Genomic DNA, 17,600 nt, shown 5'->3' on the forward strand with positions numbered 1-17,600 from the left:
TATTGTGAAAACCTCGATTACTTTCTGAGGGATTACGATCCAAGCTCATTTCAACAGCGGTCACATACGCGCGTGACCTTTGCTAAAAACTAAACGGCAGGAGACCAAGTGTCGTAATCTAATCTGTAATGATTATGCTCCCGGTGAATTTTACCGGGCGCCGGCAAGTTAAAGTCCATCCCACTAATGGAGAGTTGATCAGTTGCTACCCTATCGAACCGCGCGGATCTTACTTTCGACGCCTCGCTCGGATCGCTGTCGAAGGCAATAGTCACTTCCGAGTGTGCCATCTGTAGATGTGGAAAATGAACAATATCACCCCAAATCAGTAACGAACTTTTTTCATCTCCGACCACATAACCCGTATGCCCCGGAGTGTGGCCAGGAGTGTGGCCAGGAGTGTGGCCAAAAAGGGGCACCGCCTGCACGCCTGGTAGAATAGCCTTATTACTGAAAGGGACAAATTTCTCATCGTAGGCGTCAAAAGCATTACGAGCCAAGCCGAAAAAGGGCTTAAAGCTATCCGGGCCCCTGAATAGATCATATCATCCCTCCAGAATGCCAACTCCTTTTCATGTACATAAAGTTCCTGCACATTCCGGAATAAGGGCGTTGCCATTATCCCGGCCAATCCGCCGGCATGATCGGGGTGAGCATGAGTCAACAAGACAGTATCAATATCCAATGAATCTACATCTGCGGTCAAAAACGCCGCATTGAGACGTCCTTCCCAACCATTAATGCCGCCTGCCCCACTGTCAACCAAGATGATACGGCCAGCGGTTTGAACAACGAAAGCATTCACATTAATACGCGGTAACGATTCAACTCCCTTTTGTTCCAATATGGCTTCCGCTCTGTTCGCTTCTATCCCATTCAGCAATTCAAATGAGACATCAAGATAGCCATCACTCAGCATCGTGACGATTATATCGCCATAGTGCTTTCTGTTGACTGCTGGAGCTTGATAAACGTTATTTAGATCCATGATTTTTCCTCGTTACTGCTATGAAAGGATGACTTCTGGTGAATAGTGTAAGGAAACTTCTTATCTACGTGGGCGACGTAAAATCAACACATTGGATAATTGCAGGCATTTATAAATGATATGTTCGAGCCGGTGATGCTGAATGCGTCAAAACTGATTGTGCAGACTGGGAACGCTATGAGCAGGCGTAATCCTCGGGTAGACCGCGTCAGTGGTATCGTTATGTTTATCGCCGTGGTGAATGCAGGAAGCTTCTCCGGTGACGCGTTCAGCCGTTGCCAAGGCGATTGCTAAAATGGAGCAACGCTTGGGTATAAAACTCTTTTATCGAACGACTCGTCAACAGACGTTAACCTATGAAGGTGGTTTGTATTGCGAGCACTGTTTAGCCATGTTGGAAGATTTGAATTCGTTAGAGTCTAAACTCAGAGATGGGCAGGTGAGGACAGAGGGCAAAATCAGAATCAGCTGTCCTATGCTGTTTGGTCGCTACTGCATTGCGCCCGTAACAAGGAAGTTGATTCGACAGTATCCCAATATTTATATCGAAACAGAGTTTTCAGATCACGTGATCGATGTGCTATCAGCAGGTTTCGATGTCACTATTCCGCTCGGGAAACCAACGGACTCGACAGCAATTATAGCCAAGAAAATTGCGGTTCAACGCATGGTCGTATTTGCATCCCCCAGTTACCTTGCAGCGTTTGGCACCCCGACTTCTACAGAAGACTTACAACAACACCGCGCCATACTCTATGGTCGTTCTGCGCATATCTATTCATGAACAATACGAGATAAAGACGGAAAAACCATCAATAACACCCCGCCGGGCACAGAGATTTATGATGATTTGCAAGTGATTGCAGACTCTGCCATTGAAGATGGAGGATTGGCGTGGCTACCTCGTTGGGTAGGTGCATCTTATGTCAAGTCAGGCCGACTACGGTTGGTAACCGATAGTCAGCAGACAAAGCCCATAGATGTATTCATCACTTGGCCGAAAACCAAGTACCTTGCTCACCGCACTCGGCTATTGATAGATAAACTCGCAGAGCAGGTGCCGTTATTGATGGATGACCTCCATTAAAAAGCCTGAATAGGCAGTGCTCATAGTTCTGTTTCGTTTACCTAAACTGCTCTAAAAGCACGCATGTATATCCACTGCCTTAGAGCAGCTCAACCTGCAATCGCTTGACGTTGGCATTAACCTTTTTGTCGATGGGATGCCAAGCCGATTGCCAAACATCCTCCACACCCTTATGTACCGTTTGCATAGTTTTCTGTGCATGTTTTACATTTACACTGGGCGATGCTTGCGGTATTTGCATCGCGGCGGACATTAGTTTTTGCTGTAATTCAACGCTGGTGAAGGTCATCTGCGCAAAGGCGGAATGAAACGCAAATACCTTTTCGCTCCACATGCGGTACAACTCTTGACTGACCTCCGGCGAAGGGATGAGCCACTGTTTATTTAAGTAGTCGGTACGTGCATTGATAACTTTACCGGCCGCCAGCAGTGTTGCAAACGGGTTAATCGATTTTTTACGCGCCATAATTGGCTCCTATACAGTAAAAACTTTCCGAGATGCGAGACTATTCCTGCACCACAATCACTCTTGGTAGTAGCGAATAGCAAATACCGGCCACTGGCCTACTGCTTTGCCAGGGCTGTAAATAAATGCTGGTTTAATTGGAATTATGATTTGTCTTGTTGGAGCTTGCTGCTTTTATGCCACATTGGTGTAAATCTGACGCTTAACAGCTTAAATGAACTAATAAGGATATTTGGATGGCTTACTTTGCCTTTTGGAACCTGGAAAACCTGTTCGCCCCGCAGGACCACCCGGACCGCGAGCCGTGGCTGGCGCGCCGAATAGCAAACGACCTTACAGGTTGGACGGCTGACTTACTGGATATCAAGCTCAGCCAGTTGACTGACGTTATCGCAGCCATGAACGATGGTCAAGGGCCAGACGTACTTGGTGTGTGCGAGGTTGAAAACCGAACCGTACTGGAACTGTTGGTAGCCAAGGTCAATACCGCCACTGGTAGGCAATACGGCATAGCCCACGCCGACAGTCAGCGCGACCGACGCGGCATTGATACCGCTTTTTTGTACGACAGCGCGATATTTGAAGTACCCGCCGCCACACTGTTCAGTTATTTTGTGGTGCGCCGCACCGGCACCCGGGACATCACTCAAATCACGCTAAAATCCCGCGCTACCGGCAAGGACATTGTCGCCTACGCTAATCACTGGCCATCGCGCAGTGGCGGCGAAATTCAATCCGCTGGATTCCGAGCGGTTGCCGGTGAAACCTTGGCCTATTGGCACGAGCGCGTGCGTGAAGAACTGGGCGCGGACACCCCCATCATCGCCATGGGCGATTTTAACGATGAACCCTGGAGCCCGTCGGTGGCGTTTAATGCCAACACCTCTCGGGAACGTGGCGACATCGAACGGTCCCTATCTGCCAAGCTTTACAACCTTGCTTGGCAGAGTTTAAACCGAGAGGTTACCGACCACCGCGGTGATAGCCGCACCCTAGATGGCACACTCTACTACGGCGGCAACGGTAATTTATTCGATCAAATTTTGGTGAATCGCTCACTATTAAACGGCGAACGCGGTTTTCAAATGCAGGACGATAGCATGACGGTATTTGCCTACCCAGCTATGGTAGACCATCGCGTGAGCAACGGCCCCATTCGCTTTGGCTTACCGAAAGGCGAACCAGAGGAAAATATCAATACGGCAGGGTTTAGCGATCACTTTCCGGTGAGCGTGATTATTAATGAAATTTGAAAACTTGAGATATTCTTTTTTATCGCTGTTTAGGAACCTCTGAATAACCTCGGATGACTTCTGGCTTCCAGAGCTTTTCGAGATCGCGGCAGCGTTTTGAAGGCATACTGGCCGTACGTCAAGAAACGCTAACAAAGATATCGGAAAGCTCTGAAAGCCCCGCAGGGCGCGGCCTCAAAGCCCATCTGACTGCGTTGATTTTCTTGCTAAGGACGACGGCCATTAACTGCGAAAATCGCCTTGTCAGTTGAGCTTTGAGGACTCGCGCAGAAGCAATCGGGGTTAATCAGAGGTTCCTTTAATAAAAACGCCGAGCTCTACTCGGCGTTTGGATTTTTGTAAAAAATTAAAAAATGCTTAGCTCATAGATTCCAGTATCGTGACATTGGCAACACCGCCGCCTTCACACATCACTTGCAAACCGTATTTTAAATTGCGGTTGCGCAAGGCGTAGGCCAAGGTCGACATTAATTTAGTACCGGTGGCGCCCAACGGGTGGCCTAGGGCAATAGCACCGCCATTCACATTCAATTTTGCAGCATCGGCGCCGGTGTCTTTTAACCAAGCCATGGGCACGGATGCAAAGGCCTCGTTTACTTCAAATAAATCGATATCGCCAATGGCCATTCCGGCCCGTTCTAACGCTACCTGGGTGGCACGGATGGGTTCCTCCAGCATTATCACTGGGTCGCCGGCGGTGACAGTAAAACTTTTAATTTTTGCGATGGGTTTAAAGCCGTACTGCTTTAAAGCGCGCTCGCTTACGATTAACGCCGCCGATGCTCCATCGCACATTTGGCTGGCATTACCCGCCGTGTGAAAACCGTCGGGGAGAATGGTATCCAAATCGGCAAGGCCCGCCATGGAGCAATCCAAGCGGATACCTTCGTCTTGGTTTAACGGACCCGCTTCGGTATCGATAACAATAATTTCATCGGCAAAGGCATTGGCTTTCACCGCTTGGGCCGCTTTTTGGTGGCTGGCCACGGCGAATTCATCCAACTGCTGACGATTAAAGCCGTGTTTTTTTGCAATCATGTCGGCGCCGATAAACTGGCTAAACTCCGCCACGCCATAACGCTCTAGTATGGATTTGCTCCAGGGGCCCTGACCAATTTGAGCTTTTTCGTGCAGGCGAAAATCGCTTTGCATGGGCACCCGGGTCATGTTCTCAACGCCGCCGGCGATGACGATATCCTGTGTGCCAGACATTACCGCTTGGGCTGCGAATTGCACAGACTGCTGAGAAGAACCGCACTGCCGATCAATGGTGACCGCCGGTGTTGTATCAGGCAACTGGGCCGAGGCCAGCACACAACTGCGACCAATGGCAAAACTCTGCTCTCCGGCTTTGGTCACACAACCAAAGATAACGTCTTCTACTTTGCAGGGGTCAACGCCTGTGCGCGTCACCAGCGCATCTAAAACAAGGCCGCCGATATCGGCCGGGTGAGTGCCGGATAAAGCCCCTTTTCGGCGGCCTCCAGCACTTCGAACTACATCAACAATATACGCATCCATGGGTCTTTACCTCGCATGATATTTGATTCATATAGGGACCGCATTGTTATGGTCTGCGTTTGCCCTATTCAACAAAGATTGCCGCTTTGTCTAGCTTCAATAAAGACTGAGCTCCATTATGGGCCATGACTGCGGATACCACAATCAACCATATAAGAAGACTATTTTTTGCTTTGACGGCGGGCTACCTGCCAAAAACGGCAGGGGGCTATGAACCGATTACCGAGGCAATTACTTGATTGAGTTTTTGTTGGTTTTCTTCCAGCTCACCGTAGCCACTTTTGGTAATTTTGTGGGCGTATTTTAATAATTGTTTTTGCAAGCTTGAATCAACGTGGCGCAACACACTTTGGTCGGTTAAATCGGGAGAATCCCCGCTGCGATTACCGTGGGCGTGATTGGCAATTTCATTTAAATAGAGTAGCGCTCGGTCGAGCAGCACCACAGGGAATTGCGGATTTTGGTTGGGCCCAACTACTATTTTGGTGCCGCCTAGGGGCAGCGCTTTTAATTTTACCCGGGTCAGTTCAGCGCCCTTAAAATAGGCACTGCCACCAGCAAACAAGGCGCCGGCAGCGGCAAACAGGCCGTGGGATAAACCACCGGTGGCCATATCTAGGGTTACGCCCAAACCCGCGCCCATACCGGTGGCGGCGATGGTTAATTGTTTTTTGGTTAAGCCCAACACATCCCAGGTGGTTTCTGAAAATAAATCCTCGCGCAGTACCGAATGATCGGCCAGCTCTAAATCGAATACCGTGTGGTGGTACAAGTGGCGGATACGCTTAAACAGTTTCTGCTCGTACTGGGCGATTTTTTGCTGGTAATCGGCCACAGCCTTGGCTTCTGCTTCGCGTCGTTTGGATTCATCGCTAAAGGTTCTACCGACACTCAACCGTAGCGCGTAGGTTAGGTATTCGGTGATGGCCAGCACAGCGTCTTCGCGCCGATTTTGCCAATCGTCGTTGAAGGCATCGATGGCCCGGTTGATGGCCGGCTCCCAAGATTGCTGAATGGCTTTTAATGTTTCTAACAGGGCGATGCGTTCCTGAAAACGCGCTTTATGGGCGTTAAATTCACGAATCACATTAAAATGACGACGAAAAGCTTGGGTCCAGTCCTCGAAGTAATCACGATCGTCATCTTTAAAATTAATGATTGCCATTCTGGGTTTGTTGATTAACCGCAGAATTTCCATTTCCGCCTCATCCACCGGCAGTAGTGGACGCGAGCAGTCCACCACATAGATAAGGGCGGCGCCTTTTACCAACGGCTGCATTAGCTCGCAGTCGTGCTCGTATCCGGCCTGATTGGCAAATTCGGCCAAAAACGCTGCTAGCAGTGCATCATCGGTGGAGCCCTGCTGCTGCATCCACTGCAGAATATTCTGAGGGTTTTGAAACCCCGGAGTATCCACCAACTCCAAAATGGTTTCCCCGCCGATCACCACCGGAAAATACTGACAGTGTGTCGTTTCACCAGGGTAATCATTGACCACCACAGTGTCGTCTTCCGTTAACGTGGAGAGCACCGAGGACTTGCCCTCGTTGGGGTGACCAATAACGGCAATTAACGGATGGCTAGGGGTTGCTTGCATTAGGATTCACTGCCCTGTGCGCTGTCTGCGTGTACCAAAATGTTGGCCTGTTGGTGGAGATCTAATTTTTTGCGCCAAACTTCTGCCATGCGTGGGCTGATCGGCTTGTTGCCCACCTTACCGGGTTTACCCAACAACAGAATATGTAAATCCGAATGCTGCTCGGCGGCCCGTTTTGCCGCATCCACCAACGCTAATAACACTTCTTCTATGGGCGGTTGCCAACCTTCTACCACCACGTAGATGGGCTTACCTGCGGCCGGGGCGATATCGCTAAAGGCATCAATTATCAGTAGCTGCTGCTCGCTACTGGCAAAAGGCAGCCAATGAATAAGGTCCGCTTGCCGATACCGCGCCAGCGTGTCTTGCAGAACATAGGCGTTGGCACTGATGGTTTGCTGAGCAGTGATGGGCGTATGAACTGTACTGGCTTCGGCGGTATGTGGGCTGGCGTGACCAAAGCTATGCAATTGTATGGACTGCATGCGGCGCCACAGCTCCTGGTAGTGAAAGGTGTCGAAACTAAGGCGGGATAGCAGCCAGTGCTCGCGCAAGGCGGCGAACAGATAGACAGCGATTCTGGGCAACAGGCCGTAAAATACTACGCACAGTAACAGAAACGGCCACCAAGCCGCCGCCTGGGGGATCGAGCTTTGGGCGGCCAACACGATACGAGATTGCTCTATCTGGGCCAAACTCGGGTACCCCACACCGGCGCCAAGCCATTCTCGCCAGGGCCAAGCGAGGCCGCTTACTATCTGCTCCACTAGAGCCGGCGAGTCAGTGAGCGAACTCTGCCAGCCGAAGGCGCGGTCGGTAACAGCCAGCAGCAACACAAAACAGGCCAACGCACCCAGGTTGAAAGCTACCCCCACCACCTGGAACAAGCGCAAGGCGCGGTTGGCAAACAGGGGGCCATGCAAGCCGAGGGTTTGCTGCAATAATTCTTGCTGTAATTGTTGCTGATCTTGCTGGGCACCGCCGGGCCTGGCCACCAATCGTCGCCAACTGGCGGCCAATAGCGTCTGCATTAACTTGGCTGCCGGGCGATACCAAGCACTGAACCAGCGGCCGGCCAATAGCGACAACAGCACCGACAATACCAGCAGCACTAACATCAGCAACTGAGGCAGCACCAACAGCGCCAGGAAAATTGCCACGTTCACGGGCACCGTGCCGTCGTAATAGAGAGCCCCGTAGGACATGGCCGCGCCCATAAAGAAGCCAATCAACAGCAACATCCAAAGCGTGCCGCCGTAGGCGCGGTTGAACAGTGCTCCGGCATCTACGGCTAACGGTGACTGGTTAACGCGTTGCGCCAACCAGGCTAGATAGGCTCGGGGTCTGGTGTGCTGATTAGCGGGGAGCCGTTGAAATACGCTACGGTCGCGCTGGGCCTGCGCGGCGGAGTCGGTTTGCTCATCGAGCTTGAGATATTGCTCAAATTGCAGCAGATGGGACAGCGTCCAGCGTGGGCCAACAGGTTTCTTCACTCAACTACCGTACTTACTCGGGGTTCACATTAACCCGGAAGTATACACGGGACGGCCACAAAAACCCGCCCAGGTAGCAAGCTTGTTGGCTTTTTGCTGACGCCGCAATTACAAACTGGAAAAGCCCACAACGTGGGTAATTTTAGGCTCACCACCCACCAAGCGGATTTCCACTTCCTCGCTGGAGGTACCGGCGACTTTCTGGCCGTTGATCACCATGGATTCGCGCACTTTGGCCCGCACCACTGCGCGATCTTCGTGTAGATCGATGTCGGTTTCGGTACGCTGATATTGATAACCTTCGAAATGAGTCCAGGCCTGTGAAAGTACCTCGATGTATTCGTCTTTATTGGGGCTCACCACCTGCTGCTGGCCAAGCATATTGATATTCAGCTCGATCACCACGTCGTCGGCCATCATTGCGCCCAACGCGTGGGGGTCTAATTGGTTGGTCGCCACTTCAACCGCATTGATCACTTGTTGCACCATAGGTTTTGTCAAAACAGGTTTGGTCAAAGCCTGCGCCCAGGCACCGGATACCCACAACATGCAAACAGCCAAACCGATCGTTTGAATACAGCGCACCTAACCACCCCCTAAATTACAAAAAACTTAACTAATTTCGCCGAAATGCGCGTAATCCCCTTAAGACTAGCAGTTGTATTGAAAAACGCGCCAAACAATATAGAAACAAAAACACCGGCAATACTTTCTATCGGCCAAATGCGCCAGAACTTCTGTTAGGCCTAAGGGTTCACAAGCATTTACGCGACTTCTGTTGTACAGTACACCACTGTACAATTCCCAACGTCGCATTAAACCCCAGACCACACGCCAAGGATCAAAGTTGCGCCCGTTATGAGTCACCGAGTCATCGCCCGTACCCTTGCCCTATTCTGTTTCGCAGTGGTTGCTCTCACCTGGACCCACGCTCAGGCACAAACCATCGCTCAAGCCGAACTGAGCTTGCGCAAACTGCAACAGCAAAAACAAAACTTGGCCGGACAGTTACTCAACTTGCAACAGCAACAGTCTGCCGCCGTCGCCAGCCAAAACGAAGCAGATCAAGAGCTGGCGCAAAAACAAGCCGACCTCTCTGAAGTTTTACAGCACAAGCGCAACGCAGAAATTAAACTTCATACCAAGCCCACGGCCGAGAACGAGCGCTTGGTGCAAGATCTAAAGCGCTCCTTAGAGTTGTCAGAAAAAATCGTTAGCCGCCGGGAGCTGGAAGTCAGCCGTGCCGAGCGCCGCTATCAATCCATTACCCAGCGCCTGGTAGGCATCCAACGGCAATTGGCCGCCACCGAAATTTCTATCGATGGGCAACGGACTCAGCTTGCCAGCCTGAAGCAACAGGCCACGGCACAGGCCCAAGCCGCGGCCGCCGAGGCCGCCAAACGTAAGCAGCAACTGGCACTTAAAGCGGCCGAGAAAGCGGAAAAAGCCGCTGAGGCCAAGCGAGCCGTCGCTCAGCCAGCGGAGCCGAAGCCCGCCCCAGCCGAAGTGGCCGAAGCCCCTGAGATCGGCCGCGACGCAGCCGAATCTGAAGCCGAAGAGCCAGGAGCTGCGCCGTCACTAGATGAGCAGATGGACGCCATTAATCGCGCCAGTGACAGCATTTTCACCACCGGCTGGTAGACCAACGACTGGATGAGATTTACCACTAGATTTCTCAGCCTTAAATCGCCAACCCACAACCAATAAGCGCTGTCTCCTCCGGCACTGGTCATCAACCCTTAACTTTACCCTCAAAGTCTGCGGCGCTATGGCGCTCGATAACCCGGGTTTCCTCGGGGCCGGAAGTTTTGTTCACCATCTGCCCTCGCTGGTAGCCGGGACGAGCAAATACGGTCTCGCGCCAGCGCGCCAGGTTACGGTACTCCTGCACCTGCAAAAACTCACCTGCGTCGTAGGCTTCCCCGGCCTGGAGCCTGCCGTACCAGGGCGCTATGGCAATATCGGCAATGGTGTACTGGTCGCCGGCGATAAATTCTCGGCAGGCCAGCTGCTTATCCAACACATCCAACTGACGTTTCACTTCTAGCGCATAGCGATTGATGGGGTATTTGTAACGCTCGGGAGCGTAGGTATAAAAGTGGCCGAAACCACCGCCCAAAAAAGGCGCTGACCCCATCTGCCACATCAACCAATTCATACACTCTGCTCGGCCCGCGGCGTCCGTAGGTAAGAAGGCGGAAAATTTCTCCGCCAAGTAAAACAATATCGAACCCGATTCAAATAGTCGCAGTGGCTGTTCTACGGAATAATCCAACAACGCTGGAATCTTGGAGTTAGGGTTAACCTCAACAAAACCACTGCCAAACTGGTCGCCCTCACCAATATTGATGAGCCAAGCATCGTATTCGGCCTCGGCGATGCCCAGCTCCAGCAACTCCTCTAACATGACGGTAACTTTCACTCCATTGGGCGTGGCCAGGGAGTAAAGTTGAAGGTTGTGTTCACCGCGCGGTAGCGGTTTCTCATGGGTGGCCCCGGCTGTGGGCCGGTTCAGGTTAGCCCAAGCACCACCGCTGGGCTCATCCCAATGCCAGATGGCCGGTGGAGTGTATACGTCGCTCATACCCTATCCTCTGTGTGCAAACGGTTAGAAATAAGGCATTGGAAACGAGCTGAGTGGATTAGTTCGTTGAATTAAATTAACGGAGAGGGAGAAACTATTTGCAGGTCGCTGGGCACCGGCGGGCGACCAAACGACCTACCAATTGTACTGCTGGGAGCGAATCTCATAAATGACGTTGACACCATCCAACCGCGCTTGCAGCCATGGCGTTAGGTCAGAGAGCAGCGTTTGAGCTTTAACTAAGCGCGGCAGGGCCACCACTGTGGTATCGCCAAAGGCGTTTAAGAGCACCGAAGACTCATCTCGGCCAGACATAGCGTTGACCGTTAAAAAATTCCAATCGATCAAAACACCGTGTTGCCGCTGCCAATGCAATGCCGAAATCAGAGACTCCAACTCATTAAAAAGCTCACTGCACTCCTCGCGCAGCCGTTTAAGGTTATCGCTGCTATTGAACTGTATCGTCAACTGGCCATGGCTGCAGGTGGTACCGGCGGAGGAAAACTGCCAGTCCATTTCGCGGACATCACTGCCCGCGTGTGCAAAGTCACCGGCGCTGGCCAACTGAGTGGGCGATTCCGCCAGAGGTACACAGTCGACCAGGGCACAGTATTCCACCAATACGCCCTGCTCAAACGCCGATTGTTGATCTACTCGGGGATGGGCCAAGGTAATAAGGCGGTTATCCACCTGTACCACGGCCTCAGAGTGCGGGTATAGCCGCACAGCGGGTTGCGCACCTTTGACGATACTATCGTTGAGCAACACGATGCCGTGAACATAGTCGGTAACTGATCGGGCCCAGCGCGTTTGCTTGCGGTTTGCATCGCGGCTGTAAACGACGTCAATTTCATCGTAGTAGGCGGTGGCCAGATGGGATAACGCGATATTGGCAAAAATGGCGCTGTTTTCTTGCGGCATTTGTTTTAGCTGCACAATTGTACGGGCAAATAAGTTGGCCGAATCCACTTGGTCATTACTCAACGCCAACGAGGGGCCCGCAGCCAGCACAGCTAAGAATAGCAGCCACCGAACAGGAGCCACCTTGCTTAATCGGCCGCGGTTAACATGCTGCGCAAGCCTAATTTTGTTGATCATCCCTTTTTCGCCTAGAAAACCCGCCTAGAAAACCTGCCTAAATAAATCCACTTAGAAAACTGGCCGAACTTTAGCATAAAGTGACGCGACTTTTTGGCTCTTTGAGCCACAAAAAAGTCCGTTTATAAACAGCATATTGAGTTGCATTAAAATTTATGACGACTTTTCTCTGCAAGCGCCGTTTTGCGACATCAAATTGCGAGATTTTCCTCGCAGTTGCTGTGTACAATCGAACCAGCGGCCGCTCATTAATGGTACACGTAACCAGTCTTACACCGCTTTCTTGCCAAACTCTGTAGCTGCGCACAATGCGTTTAGCAAACACATGAATAAACGCCAGCTGCAGTGAACACGTTACCGCGATAAAAATAAATATTGACCCGAGGTAAGGGATGCCTGAAGTATTAGCAAGCATTGATAAACACGATGCATCAAACTACCCATCTGCAGCCATAGGCTGGTACACCACGATACTGCTGGCGCTTTTATATTGGTTATCACTGTTAGACAGAACCATTATTTCTCTGATGGTTACCCCCATAAAACAGGATTTGGGGCTCACTGATACGCAATTCGGCCTCATTTTGGGAGCCGCCTTTGCGGTGTCTTTTTCAGTCTTCGGTTTAATTGCCGGCACCATTGCCGATCGCTACAGCCGCCGCACCATTATTTACGTCAGCGTTACCGTGTGGTCTGTGGCAACCGCCGCCTGCGGCGGCGCGGCCAGCATGTGGCATTTACTTCTGGCCCGGGTGGGCGTGGGCGCGGGAGAAGCCGGTCTCAACCCCTGCGCTAGTTCCATGATCACGGATTTATTTCCACCCAAAAAGCTCACCCTGGCACTGGCCGTGTATGCGCTGGGCGCCTCCGTGGGCGCCGGCTGCGCGTTTTTATTTGGCGGCGTGCTGGTAGAGGCGGTGTCCAAAACGCCCACCATAACGCTACCGGTGATTGGTGAAGTTCGCTCCTGGCAAGCTGTCTTTTATATCATTGGTCTGCCCGGCATTTTTGTAGCTTTACTGACCTTTACCATCCCCGAGCCCAAACGCCTGGGCGTGCGCAACCAGCAAAAAAATACCTCAGTCATAAAGCACATCGTGACCAACTACGGCGAGTTGCTCAAATTTATGGCTCAGCGCAGAAAGTTCTTTATTCACCACTACATTGGCTTTGGGCTAGCGTCTATTTGCTTTACCGGCGGATCTGCTTGGTACGCAGAGCATATTGCCCGCGCCTTTGGATGGGACGCGGCCACCCGTGGTACCGCCCTGGGCGTGAGTTTGGTGGCCGGTGGCTTTGTAGGTAAATTCGTGACCGGCACAGTAGTAGGAAAACTCACAGAAATGGGCCATAAAAACGCGCAATTTAAATGGTACGGCTGGAGCCTAGTGGCGGCCACCCCCATTGGCGTGTTTGGCTGCATGAGCAGCAACCCTTGGGTGTATTTAGTTTGTTTATTTTTATTTATTGCTATGCTATCACCGCTGGCTGCCGTGTACATCGCCTCACTCAACCTGGTAACCCCGAACGAACTACGCGGCACTGGCGTGGCCTTTTTTGGCACCATTGCCGGCGTGGTATCGCTCAGTGCCGGCCCTCTTTTAATTGCGATGTTTTCCGATTACATTTTCGGTGGCGACGCCATCGGCTTAGGTATGGCGTTGCTGTACGGCATCTTCTGCCCGCTGGCTGCGATAGCCCTTTTAACCGGCAGCAAGGCCATGTACAACGCCGTTAGCGAAGCAGAAAGTTGGAATTAGTACGCTGACTTAAGCGTTATTGCCGACACCTATTTGTCCGCTCATTTACTGCGCGGACAAAATCACCTTCTCCTTTAACCTTCCCCGTCCCCCTCTCCGCCCCCGATTCGTAATTAATCATTATCTAATTTTCATCACTGGTACGGACAACCGCGCGTTTTAGTTGGCAAAGCCATCGATATTACTTACCATAATTCCGTATACGCACACTGTTTTTTGCGTATGCGAACTGAGCTAAAAACCCGATTAATACAATAAGAGATCGCCAAAGAAATCGCGAAGGCCACAGGAAGCTGTTATGTTCGCTTTAAACCTCGAAAAAATCACCGATCACCTTGGCGCCAGGGTATTTATTGATGCCAGCCAATTGCTTGCCCCCGATGCACCTGCCGCCGTGCTGGATGCACTCAATCAATACGGAGTTTTGGTATTCCCACAAATCCACGTCCCCGATGAAACCCTGGTGGCTTTTACTAACCAATTGGGAGACATGGAGGCCGCCACCCGCACCGCCGACGGCTCTAACGTAAGTGCCAAAGGCATTTATCGTATTGCATTAGACAAAGACGATAAAACCCAGCGCGATTACGTGGTTGGCAATAATTACTGGCACATGGATGGCACCTCCTACGAGGTACCCGGGAAGGCCACGTTACTGAAATGCGAAAGCCCTGCCAGTGCTGGCGGCGAAACCGACTTTGCGCACGTTTATGCGGCCTATGAAGCATTACCTGAGGATAAAAAGCACGCCCTACAAAACCTGCGTGTGATCCACGGTCTAAAAGCCGTGGGTGTCAAAATTTACGACAATCCCACGCCGGAAGATTTCGAACGCTGGCGCGTAGCTTTCCCCGAAACAGAACAACCCTTGGTATGGCACCAAGCCAATGGCCGTACCTCCTTGGTGATTGGCTCAACGGCGCAGAGCATCGTCGATATGCCGGAAGCCGAGGGATACCAACTGCTGCAAGAACTAACCGATTGGTGCACTCAGCCTCAATTTACCTACCGCCACCATTGGCAACAAGGTGACCTGGTTATTTTTAATAACCCAGGCCTATTGCATCGCTCTCGCCCCTACGCAGAAAACAGCGGCCGGGTCATGCACAGAACTACGGTTAAAGGTGTAGAGGCATTTACCTACGGTAATATTTAAGGCAAAAATTTGAGGCACAGTTACGCTGAAATAGTCACGCCGAAATAGCAAAGTTGGGCCCCGCACTATGGCAATGATTTTATAACTTGGCCAAGGTTAAAACTAAAAGCTCACGCGTTAGGAGATTAATGACTATGCCCAATATCGGCCTTCACCATCTGTGCGCCTTAGAAATTAACGCTGAGGAATTGGTAAGAATAGCCGGACGCAATGGCTTTGTTACGGTCTCGACCTTTACCCAAGGGTTAACGGGCGGCCAAAGTCAGTTTCCGCTGATCGACCAGTCTAACAAAAAATCGTTTACAGCCGCCCTCAGCCATAGTGGCGTTAGCCTACTCAACATCGAGTGCTTTATGTTGACGCCACACACCCAGGTAAAAGATTACGCCCCCGCGTTGACTCTCGGTGCTGAATTAAACGCCGTGGGCGCTACCGTATTGATTTACGATACCGACAGCCAACGGGTGGTGGATAACCTGGCGCAACTGTGCAGCCTGGGCCAAGAGCTGGGGTTGAAAATTAACGTTGAGTTTATGGCATTAACGCCGGCATTTAACACCCTCGACCAAATGCTCGCCCTGCTTAATCGCGTGGCGGCAGATAACCTAGGTTTGGGCTTGGATATTCTGCATTTGGTACGCACAGGCACCCAGCCGCAACAGCTCGGTAAAATACCACGCGAAAAAATTCATTATGTGCAAGTGTGCGACAGCAAGAGTTTAGCCGTAACCAACGATTACGCACGCGAAGCCGGCAGCCATCGGTTGGCGCCCGGCGATGGCAATATTGAAATAAACCGGTATCTATCGGTACTACCAGCAGGGGTTGCCATGGAGCTTGAAGTACCCCAGCCCGCCAGCACACCGGCAGCCGATAGAATCGCTTATCTAGCGAAAAAAGCGTTACACATCGGGGCTTAAATTAACGCCGCGCTTGTCGCAGGCAATCTGTTTAAATCCGGGCTGTTGACCCTGCTGCAAACTCGACACCGGCTTAAACCCAGCACGTTCTGCCAAGGGTAGATGACTAGCCTGAATAACGTGGAGATTGATTTTTTCGGTGTGGCCGCCACACACTGCGGGAAACATCACGCCAGTCAACACACCGCAGGCGCTTTCCGTCACAGTGACACCGGCGGCCTGTAAACGCTGCTCGGTTTTGGCCAAGGGATGGCCTGAGAAATAGCATTGCTTAGCACCGCTATCGATGTAAACGGTGACGGTTTCCACGGCACTGCCCTCTGTTGTTTGACCCTTACAGCCAGCCACGAATACCGTAACAGTAATGATAAAAAAGGCAATCAATACACCACACAGCCTAGCAACCCTGCGAGGCCAACACATTCTTCGCCCTAAACGATGTAAATACGATTGCACGGTAGACTCTCTTAACCAATTCGCAGCCAACTTTAAGGGGCACTATACCGCGTTACTAGGGCCTGTTGAATAAATCAATGAGGTGAGACAAGCGCAGCCGATTGTTGGGCAATCATTAATTCTTCGTTGGTGGCGATAACATACACCCCTAGGGCGCTGCCTTCGGCGTGTATGCGATTGATGCTTTGCGTACCGGCGCCCGCCACACTGTTGGCGTGCACATCCAGCTTAACCCCAAGCCAAGCTAAATAGTCGCAAATCATTGTGCGGGTGGCAGCGCTGTGTTCACCAATGCCACCGCAAAAGACTATGGCATCCAAGCCGTTTAAAGCCGGGATCAAGCCGGCCAATTTTTGCGCCGCGCGCAAACAAAACAACTGGCGCGCTTGCAGAGCCTCGGGCTTACAACTGCGTTCCAGCTCGCGCATATCGCTGCTCACGCCAGACACACCCAACAACCCCGATTGTTTGTACAACAGCTGCTGAACCTCGTTTAAGCTCATACCTTGCTGCTGGCATAAATGCAGTACCACACCGGCATCCAACTCGCCACAGCGAGTGCCCATCACCAAACCATCCAACGCAGTGAAGCCCATGGTGGTGGTAACGCTTTTGCCATCTTGCATGGCACATAGGCTGGCACCGTTGCCCAAGTGCGCTACGATGACCTTTGCTCGGTGCTCAGGCTGCAGCACGCAGGCCAATTGGGTGCTGATATATTGATAAGACAGACCATGAAAACCATAGCGCTTTACGCCTTGCTCGTTAAGTGCTCGCGGCAGAGCAAACCACTGCGCCAAAGGCATTTGAGTGGCATGAAAGGCAGTATCGAAACACACTACCTGGGCCATATCCGGGTAGTGTTGACGAATAATTTCCACCGCATTGATTTCTGCGGGCAGATGCAAAGGCGCTAAGGGAATAAGAGTCTTAAGCCGAACTAGAACCTCTTCATCCACCAATATCGGTTGGCTATAAAAATCGCCACCGTGCACCACTCGGTGCCCCACCGCCGCAATGCAATCGCCACCAAACGTATTTTCCACCAGCGCCACTACCCGATCCACCGCAAGAGACAGAGCGTTTTCATCGGGGCTGTCGCTGGGCGATACCTTAAACTCCAGCTTGCCGGCGGTTAGCTTATGGCGGACCTGGGCATCGTAAACCGAATATTTTAAATTGGAGGAGCCCGCATTTAACGTTAAATATACCTGCTCCATG

16 protein-coding genes and 1 pseudogene are annotated in these 17,600 nt (G+C 51.6%); 6 read left to right on the plus strand and 11 right to left on the minus strand.

Annotation, left to right across the window (positions count from 1 at the left end; genetic code table 11):
* Nucleotides 1–89: 89 nt before the first annotated feature.
* Both ACGHM3_RS22695 and ACGHM3_RS22700 read right to left on the minus strand, forming a co-directional pair.
* On the minus strand, nt 90–428 hold the full coding sequence (locus ACGHM3_RS22695) for an MBL fold metallo-hydrolase (protein ID WP_390517708.1): 339 nt from the start codon (nt 426–428) through the stop codon (nt 90–92).
* The gene (locus ACGHM3_RS22700; protein ID WP_345424176.1) at nt 326–988 is read right to left on the minus strand and encodes an MBL fold metallo-hydrolase; all 663 of its coding nucleotides are present in this window, start codon (nt 986–988) and stop codon (nt 326–328) included. The genes ACGHM3_RS22695 and ACGHM3_RS22700 overlap by 103 nt, the downstream gene beginning before the upstream one ends.
* 241 nt (nt 989–1,229) lie before the next feature.
* Between ACGHM3_RS22700 and ACGHM3_RS22705 the strand changes: the two are divergent.
* Nucleotides 1,230–2,075 (plus strand): annotated as a pseudogene (locus ACGHM3_RS22705) (LysR family transcriptional regulator).
* Between the two features lie 79 nt (nt 2,076–2,154).
* On the opposite strand, the gene ACGHM3_RS22710 reads toward ACGHM3_RS22705, so the two are convergent.
* Entirely contained in the window at nt 2,155–2,541 is a 387-nt protein-coding gene (locus ACGHM3_RS22710; RefSeq protein ID WP_345424179.1) for a hypothetical protein, read from the minus strand.
* Nucleotides 2,542–2,777: 236 nt separating this feature from the next.
* Here ACGHM3_RS22710 and ACGHM3_RS22715 point away from each other — a divergent pair, with 236 nt between their 5' ends.
* Entirely contained in the window at nt 2,778–3,794 is a 1,017-nt protein-coding gene (locus tag ACGHM3_RS22715) for an endonuclease/exonuclease/phosphatase family protein (protein ID WP_345424182.1), read from the plus strand.
* A gap of 357 nt (nt 3,795–4,151) precedes the next feature.
* Here the strand turns inward: ACGHM3_RS22715 and ACGHM3_RS22720 are convergent, their stop codons facing one another.
* From ACGHM3_RS22720 to ACGHM3_RS22735, 4 genes are all read right to left on the minus strand, one after another.
* On the minus strand, nt 4,152–5,315 hold the full coding sequence (locus tag ACGHM3_RS22720) for an acetyl-CoA C-acyltransferase (protein WP_345424186.1): 1,164 nt from the start codon (nt 5,313–5,315) through the stop codon (nt 4,152–4,154).
* A gap of 208 nt (nt 5,316–5,523) precedes the next feature.
* Nucleotides 5,524–6,912, minus strand: a complete 1,389-nt coding sequence (locus ACGHM3_RS22725) for a GTPase/DUF3482 domain-containing protein (protein ID WP_345424189.1) — start codon at nt 6,910–6,912, stop codon at nt 5,524–5,526.
* Nucleotides 6,912–8,405, minus strand: coding sequence for a DUF2868 domain-containing protein (locus tag ACGHM3_RS22730; RefSeq protein WP_345424192.1), 1,494 nt, complete (start codon nt 8,403–8,405; stop codon nt 6,912–6,914). The genes ACGHM3_RS22725 and ACGHM3_RS22730 overlap by 1 nt, the downstream gene beginning before the upstream one ends.
* 108 nt (nt 8,406–8,513) lie before the next feature.
* Complete coding sequence (locus ACGHM3_RS22735; RefSeq protein WP_345424195.1) at nt 8,514–8,921, minus strand: nuclear transport factor 2 family protein; 408 nt, start codon at nt 8,919–8,921, stop codon at nt 8,514–8,516.
* Nucleotides 8,922–9,263: 342 nt separating this feature from the next.
* Between ACGHM3_RS22735 and ACGHM3_RS22740 the strand changes: the two genes are divergently transcribed.
* Nucleotides 9,264–10,046 carry a hypothetical protein gene (locus ACGHM3_RS22740; RefSeq protein ID WP_345424198.1) on the plus strand — a complete coding sequence of 261 codons (783 nt, stop codon included), beginning with the start codon at nt 9,264–9,266 and terminating at the stop codon, nt 10,044–10,046.
* A 91-nt stretch (nt 10,047–10,137) separates the two neighbouring features.
* Here ACGHM3_RS22740 and yghU read toward each other — a convergent pair whose 3' ends face one another.
* Together yghU and ACGHM3_RS22750 are read right to left on the minus strand one after the other, a co-directional pair.
* Nucleotides 10,138–10,989, minus strand: a complete 852-nt coding sequence (gene yghU / locus ACGHM3_RS22745; protein ID WP_345424201.1) for a glutathione-dependent disulfide-bond oxidoreductase — start codon at nt 10,987–10,989, stop codon at nt 10,138–10,140.
* A 135-nt stretch (nt 10,990–11,124) separates the two neighbouring features.
* Nucleotides 11,125–12,087 (minus strand): hypothetical protein, encoded by a 963-nt coding sequence (locus ACGHM3_RS22750; protein WP_345424204.1) that lies wholly within the window; start codon nt 12,085–12,087, stop codon nt 11,125–11,127.
* A 392-nt stretch (nt 12,088–12,479) separates the two neighbouring features.
* Here ACGHM3_RS22750 and ACGHM3_RS22755 point away from each other — a divergent pair, with 392 nt between their 5' ends.
* The 3 genes from ACGHM3_RS22755 to ACGHM3_RS22765 all read left to right on the plus strand — a co-directional run bounded on the left by ACGHM3_RS22755 (nt 12,480) and on the right by ACGHM3_RS22765 (nt 15,923).
* The gene (locus ACGHM3_RS22755) at nt 12,480–13,847 is read left to right on the plus strand and encodes an MFS transporter (protein WP_345424207.1); all 1,368 of its coding nucleotides are present in this window, start codon (nt 12,480–12,482) and stop codon (nt 13,845–13,847) included.
* 298 nt (nt 13,848–14,145) lie between these two features.
* Nucleotides 14,146–15,003 (plus strand): TauD/TfdA family dioxygenase, encoded by an 858-nt coding sequence (locus ACGHM3_RS22760; RefSeq protein ID WP_345424210.1) that lies wholly within the window; start codon nt 14,146–14,148, stop codon nt 15,001–15,003.
* Nucleotides 15,004–15,137: 134 nt separating this feature from the next.
* A complete protein-coding gene (locus ACGHM3_RS22765) occupies nt 15,138–15,923 on the plus strand; it encodes a sugar phosphate isomerase/epimerase family protein (RefSeq protein ID WP_390517709.1) in 786 nt (261 codons plus the stop codon).
* Here ACGHM3_RS22765 and ACGHM3_RS22770 read toward each other — a convergent pair.
* Together ACGHM3_RS22770 and ACGHM3_RS22775 are read right to left on the minus strand one after the other, a co-directional pair.
* Nucleotides 15,906–16,346 carry a hypothetical protein gene (locus ACGHM3_RS22770; protein ID WP_345424216.1) on the minus strand — a complete coding sequence of 147 codons (441 nt, stop codon included), beginning with the start codon at nt 16,344–16,346 and terminating at the stop codon, nt 15,906–15,908. The two genes, ACGHM3_RS22765 and ACGHM3_RS22770, sit on opposite strands and share 18 nt — an antisense overlap.
* Before the next feature lie 107 nt (nt 16,347–16,453).
* A complete protein-coding gene (locus ACGHM3_RS22775; protein ID WP_345424219.1) occupies nt 16,454–17,599 on the minus strand; it encodes an acetate/propionate family kinase in 1,146 nt (381 codons plus the stop codon).
* Between the last annotated feature and the right edge of the window lies 1 nt (nt 17,600).

The sequence above is a fragment of the Halioxenophilus aromaticivorans genome (assembly GCF_042850945.1).
Lineage (GTDB): Bacteria > Pseudomonadota > Gammaproteobacteria > Pseudomonadales > Cellvibrionaceae > Halioxenophilus > Halioxenophilus aromaticivorans.